This is a genomic window from Thermomicrobiales bacterium (assembly GCA_041390825.1).
In the GTDB taxonomy this organism is placed as follows: Bacteria; Chloroflexota; Chloroflexia; order Thermomicrobiales; family UBA6265; genus JAMLHN01.
In genome coordinates this window covers 75,645-81,644 of the sequence record JAWKPF010000020.1, presented here as the reverse complement: position 1 = coordinate 81,644, position 6,000 = coordinate 75,645, and the positions used below count along the sequence as shown (strand labels likewise).

7 protein-coding genes are annotated in these 6,000 nt (G+C 61.9%); 5 read left to right on the top strand and 2 right to left on the bottom strand.

Features of this window, described 5'->3' with window-relative positions:
* From R2855_12260 to R2855_12240, 5 genes are all read left to right on the top strand, one after another.
* On the top strand, nucleotides 1–575 hold a 575-nt coding region (locus tag R2855_12260), incomplete at its 5' end, for an extracellular solute-binding protein (protein ID MEZ4531780.1).
* The gene (locus R2855_12255) at nucleotides 572–1,510 is read left to right on the top strand and encodes a sugar ABC transporter permease (protein MEZ4531779.1); all 939 of its coding nucleotides are present in this window, start codon (nucleotides 572–574) and stop codon (nucleotides 1,508–1,510) included. The genes R2855_12260 and R2855_12255, both read left to right, overlap by 4 nt.
* Complete coding sequence (locus R2855_12250) at nucleotides 1,510–2,361, top strand: carbohydrate ABC transporter permease (protein ID MEZ4531778.1); 852 nt, start codon at nucleotides 1,510–1,512, stop codon at nucleotides 2,359–2,361. Before R2855_12255 ends, R2855_12250 begins: the two co-directional genes overlap by 1 nt.
* Before the next feature lie 80 nt (nucleotides 2,362–2,441).
* A complete protein-coding gene (locus R2855_12245; GenBank protein ID MEZ4531777.1) occupies nucleotides 2,442–3,233 on the top strand; it encodes a hypothetical protein in 792 nt (263 codons plus the stop codon).
* Between the two features lie 27 nt (nucleotides 3,234–3,260).
* Entirely contained in the window at nucleotides 3,261–4,340 is a 1,080-nt protein-coding gene (locus R2855_12240; protein MEZ4531776.1) for an ABC transporter ATP-binding protein, read from the top strand.
* 86 nt (nucleotides 4,341–4,426) lie between these two features.
* On the opposite strand, the gene R2855_12235 is transcribed toward R2855_12240, so the two are convergent.
* Together R2855_12235 and R2855_12230 are read right to left on the bottom strand one after the other, a co-directional pair.
* The gene (locus R2855_12235; GenBank protein ID MEZ4531775.1) at nucleotides 4,427–5,092 is read right to left on the bottom strand and encodes a plastocyanin/azurin family copper-binding protein; all 666 of its coding nucleotides are present in this window, start codon (nucleotides 5,090–5,092) and stop codon (nucleotides 4,427–4,429) included.
* A gap of 154 nt (nucleotides 5,093–5,246) precedes the next feature.
* Nucleotides 5,247–5,759, bottom strand: a complete 513-nt coding sequence (locus R2855_12230) for a hypothetical protein (protein ID MEZ4531774.1) — start codon at nucleotides 5,757–5,759, stop codon at nucleotides 5,247–5,249.
* Between the last annotated feature and the right edge of the window lie 241 nt (nucleotides 5,760–6,000).

Below are 6,000 nucleotides of genomic sequence, written 5' to 3'. Positions count from 1 at the left end.
CGGCAGTCATTCCCCAATCGGTGCTGACCGACGTCTCGCCACTGGTGACGATTCCCGGGTACTTTGGTGACGGGGAGCTTGGCATTTTGCGTGAATCCGCCAAGTGGTACGGCTACTGGACCGAGGAAGATGCGGCGTTGGCGGAGCAGATCGGCGTCGCCTATTTCCCGGGAAACGACGGCCCCATGGCGCTCGGGGATGCGAGCGACGCCTGGTACCTGAACCGCAATTCGAAGAACCCCGATCTCGCCTGGGCGTTCATCGCGGCATTCAATTCCGCTGAGAGCCAGGCCGCCCATGCGGTTGTCGATCTCCGCCTTCCGGCGCGTGACGATGCGCGGGCCGATGTTGCCTGGCTGGCGACGCCGTTGGCCGCGAAGATGCTGGATGTGGCGGAGTCGTTGCCGGTCCCGCCTCCGGAACCGCAGTTCCGCAAGCTGATCGGGGTCGTGCAAACAGCCACCGGCCTGGTTGCGACCGGCGAAACGACACCCGATGAGGCAATCAGCCGGTTCGCCGACGAGCTGACCCGGGCCATGGGCAAGCCCAACGTCATCTCGGAGCCGTGTCCATGAGCGCCACTGCGATCAACTGGCCGGCCGATGCGGAAACGCCGCCACCGATCAAGAAGCGCAAAGGGGAGCAACGGCCCTACGTCGTTGCCATTACCCCGGCAGCGATTCTGCTCTCGGCGTTCTTCATCTTTCCGGCGCTCTGGGTCATCTACACCAGCACGACCAGTCTCTCACTGACCAAGTTCTCAGCAGGAGCGCAGTTCGTCGGGTTGGACAACTACCGGCGGCTTTGGGACAACCCCGACTTCTGGAAGTTCGTCAAGAACACGGTCATCTTCACCATCGGCGCTGCCATGATCGGCCAGACGATCGGCGGTCTGCTGATCGCGCTGCTGATCCATCATGCGCAGATTCACAAGCACAAGCTGGCGCCGGTGGCGTTCACCGCGGTCTTGCTCGGCTGGATCTGCCCGCCAACCCTGGCGGGTTTCATCTGGGGCGGCATTTTCGACTATCGCAACGGCATGCTGAACACGGTGCTGACGACGCTTCATCTGCCGCGTATCGACATGTTGGGCGACTACTCGATGCTGGCTGTCATCCTGGTCGAGTCGTGGCGCGGGCTTGCGTTCGCGCTCATCATCTTCCTGGGCGGTCTGCAATCGATTCCAGACCAGGTCTACGAAGCGGCCAGCATCGACGGCGCGACGCCGTGGATGCGGTTCAAGGACATGACGCTCCCGGCGTTGCGGCACGTCATCTCGCTGGTCTTGCTGGTGACGACGATCACCACCATCGGCAGCTTCCTGATGATCCTGATCTTGACCAATGGCGACCCGGCGTATGCCACGGAAACCATTGCGCTGCACGCCTACCATCAGGCGTTCACGCTCTTCGACATCGGGTACGGTGCGGCGCTCTCGGTGGTCATGCTGGTGTTGAGCCTGTTCTTCGCGCTCTTCTATTTGCGCCTGGCGCGAGCGAGCGAGCAGTAATGGAACAGCAACTCACGCCTCCGCCAATGGTGAAAGAGCGCTATTCCAGCCGGGCCCGCTGGTTGACGAATATCGCGTTGATTCTTGTTTCACTGCTGTTTGCGGTGCCCTTCTTGTGGATCGTGGCAGCCGCGTTCGATGGCGATGCGGGCAAGTACGTTCCCTGGCCGAACGAGCCGACGCTCGACAATTTCCGCTATCTCTTCGACGAACGCGATGTCGGACGCGCGTTGCGCAACAGCCTGTTCGTGTCGGTTTCCGCGATGGTGCTGGCCACGGTATTGGCGTCACTGGCGGGGTTCGCGCTCTCGCGGTTGCGATTCCGACACAAGACCTATGCCGTTTACGCGGTGCTGTTGCTCTATGCCATCCCGATCGCGGCCACCATGGTGGCGATCTACGATCTGGCCGACCGGCTCGACTTCATCGACACCTTCCGCGGGCTGATCCTGGCGCAGACCGCCATGATCCTACCGTTCCTGATCTGGTTGATGAAGGGGTTCTACGATGGCTTGCCGCGTTACCTGGATGAAGCTGCCGCCATGGACGGCCGGTCGACCTGGCGCGCCTGGTGGGACATTCTGGTGCCGTTGAGCAAGACAGGTTTGGCGATTACGGCCGGGTTCGCGTTCACCGCGGCATGGTCCGAGGTGCTGCTGGTCATCATCATGATCACCCAGCAGGACAAAGCGACATTGCCGCTGCAGTTCTTCTTCGCCGCTGATGGAGGCCGCAATGCCGAAGTCACCGCGGCGCTTGGCGTGCTCTATCTCACGCCGGTGCTGATTCTTTTCCTGATCCTGCGCCGCTGGATGGTGCGCAGCCTGATTACGTCCACTCGAGGGCTTTGATGGCGCGCTTCCCCTCGATGCATTGGTTCCGCGATTCTCTAGTAGCATTCTTGGTGCGTTGATTCTTGGGAGGTCGGCTCGTGGACTATCGCTCATTCGATGCGATCGTGCGTTCGTTTGGCACGCGGCGATCTCGCCGCTCAGCCGTCAAGGGCGGAGTCGCCACTGTTGCTGGACTCGCGCTTGGCACGGGTGCTGCGCAGGCTCAAGGTACGCCGGAGGCCGGCGAAGGCGCCGCCGACAGCGCCACGCTGTTCGTGCAGACGGCGGCCGGGGGCACATTCCTTCCCAACGCCTCGTCATCTCCTGAAGCCGGCAAGCACGGGACGCATCTCCTCACACTGAGCGGCCATTCCGGACAGACGATCCACTTTTCCGACCGGCCTCAGCGAAGCTTTGGCCAGGTCGAGACGGAGACATTTCTCGAGAGTATGGGCTTCACACCGGCCAACTCGCCCAATGCGGCCCTGGTGGTGAGCACACCAGCCGGGGAAGAGGACATTCTCATACTGGAGTTACTCAACCCGACGTATGAACGCGATGGGAATCTGCTTATCTACGAAGCCAACATCCTGGGTGAGTATTCGGGCGAAGGCTTGGCGCCGGCGGCTGACCGCCAACAGGACCAGAAGCTGGCTTCCGAATTTGCGCATGCGTCGCTCTTCATCGACGACTGTCCGGGTGATGTGACTCTGATGTGCCTGGATGCTGACATGCACTATTGGGGGGAGTTGGCCGGCGCTCGAGACTTCTGTTTGATCGATGATCGATGCCAGCCATGTGACGGTGGATTCGAGAAGACCGACCGGGATTGCATGACCCAGTTCCCGGACTGCACGAACAATTGCTATTCAGCAATCCAACCATTCTGATGTTTGCCTCGATGAAGGAAGGTGTTGATGTCTCGCAGCGGTGATGGCGGATACGTGCGGCTTGAGCATCTCTGGAAAACGTACACCGAGGCCGCGGGACCAATCGTCCGCAATCTCAGCCTGGCCATCAGCGATGGGGAGCTGGTGTCCCTCCTTGGACCATCCGGGTGCGGCAAGACAACGACGTTGCGTATGGTGGCGGGGCTCGAGTTTCCCGATGCGGGTGAGATCAATATCGGCGACCAGAATGTGGTGCCGCTTCCGGCCAAGGACCGAGACATCGCGCTCGTCTTCCAGCAGTACGCTCTCTATCCACACATGACCGTGCGAGAGAACCTGGAGTATCCGCTCAAGATCCAGAAGCTGACCAAAGAGGAGATCACCAAGCGGGTCGACAATGCCGCCAAACTGCTCAATCTGAGCGGCAAGATGGACCGCAAGCCGGGGGAGCTCTCTGGCGGCGAGCAGCAGCGGGTGGCGCTCGGCCGGGCGATCGTGCGGCGCCCCAAGGTCTTCCTGATGGACGAGCCGCTCTCCAATCTCGACGCCATCCTGCGCGTGCAAACCCGCGCGCACCTCAAGGCGTTGCAGCGGGAGACTGGTGTGACCACCATCATCGTCACCCATGACCAGAGCGAAGCGATGTCGATGTCCGACCGGATTGCCGTGATGAATCACGGCATCATCCAGCAGGTCGGCGAGCCCGATCATATCTACCAGCACCCGGCCAACACCTTTGTGGCCGGGTTCATTGGCGATCCGCCGATGAATCTCTTCGACGGCGAACGGACCGCGGATGGAATCGTGATCGATGGCGATTGGGTGATCCACGCTCCGGCCGATCTGCCGCAGGGACCGGTCACCGTTGGCGCGCGGCCGGAGAGCATTCGGCTTTCGTTGACAGAGCGCGAAGGCTGGCATCCGATGTCGGTTTATATCTCCGAACCGCAGGGTTCCGAAACTATCGTCAATCTGCATCAGGGCGAAAAGTTCATCCGGGTGGTGACCGAGCCGGAGATCCGGCCCGGTCCGAACGAAACGGTGTGGGTGAATCTGGAGCGCGGCGCGATGCGATTGTTCGACGCGACGACCGGGCAGGCGATTTAGGGATTGGGTCCGGGGCCCGGATCCCGGAGTCGGCCGTCAAGGGTCGAAGGTCCAGGGTTGATGACGAGCTCCGGGGCGGGGGCCGATCAGACTACCTCGATCGTTCCGGTCATGGCGGGGTGCGGCCCACAGACGTATTGGTATGTTCCCGGCTCGGAAAAGAGCCGCGCGTAGGCGGCGCCCGGTCCAATCAAGCCAGAATGCTCGATCGCCCCGTCGATGACGATTGTGTGTCCCTCGACGGAGTTGTTGGTCCAGACGACGAGTGCGCCGGCCGAGATTTCGACCGCTCCCGGTTCGAAGTTGCCGGATCCCATGCCGCCGGTGATGTCGATGACCACGGCTCCGCCAGGCGCGCTGAGCGATTCGTCGCTGGACGCTTGCCCGACCTCGATTGGTCCCATTTCGAATGGTGCGAAACCGCCGGGTGTACCGATGAGTTCCCAGATCCCGTTCGTCGGGAAGGTCAGCACGACGGTGTAGTTCCCGGTGCCGGGGACTTTCGTCGCGGTTTCTTCGATCGATTCGCCGTTTTCACTGTTGGTGGCAGAAACCGTTAGTGGGTCGATGTCGACCGGCGAGATACCGTGTTGCTTGATCACCAGGGAGAGTTCGACTGGCTTCCCAGCCTCGATGACTCCCGGCCGGTCGACGATTTCCACGCTGGCCCAACCACCGGCGCGCGAATGGTGAAGCGGAATCAATGCGAGTCCGGCGAGTGGTGCAAGGGCAACGAAGCGTCTTCTGTTCAAGGCAAGCCTCCTTCGGTGTGGGCAGATGTTCACCGCTCATACACCGGTGGAGGCGTTCAGGTTCCACGAGAACGGGATGTCCTGGGCGTATAGCTCAGGCAAGCACATCTGGTCCGTTGTCCGGTGATGCCTGACCGCGCATGGCAAGCGGGTGTCACGAGACTGGCTCGAGTGATTCCGCGATGGCGAGCGCCTCGTCGATGGAAAGCGCAGATTCGAGACGGAACCCGATACCGCCTTGCTGCCAAAGGAGGACGTTGGCGGTGGAACGGGATTCGATGGACTCCTCTCCGAAGATGGTCAGATTCGATGCGCCTTCGATCCACCAGGCGGGCTCTCCGTTCACCGTCGTCTCGGTGATGGACCCGGTGGAGGTCCCGACGGTCTTGATCATCATGTAGATGTCGTCCGGGTGGTTCGAGTGCATCAACAAGGCACCGGGACCGGTTTCGGCGGCCTGCGGAAGCGCGTCGTCCGGTGGCCAGGCCATCGGCCCGAGCACATCGCCGTTTTCGAGCACGTGCAGATAGAGCGCGTCGGGTTGGTGAGCGCGGCTGGCTGCATCGGTGCGAATGGAAGCCAGCGCACAAAATCCTGCATCGAGGTCGGTGTGCCCAGATTCGGCGTTTCTACCGGCGCGGCCGGTGGTTCGCCGAACTCGATGCACACACCGTCGATTCCCAGAAAGTCAGCCACCGAGGTGCGAACGGTTGCCGATCCTGCCAGGAGCGCGCCCACGATCAGCAGAACGAGCGCCGCCGTCGCAAGCCAATGCCGTCGATGACGCGCTCGAGGGAGTGGGGTGGGCGCGGCTTGGATGGCGAGAATCGACTCAGCCAAGTCGGGTGTGGGCGACCAGTCGAGCCGGGCGCCAAGGGCGTTGAGTTCCAGTTCGAGGTCGTCCCTCG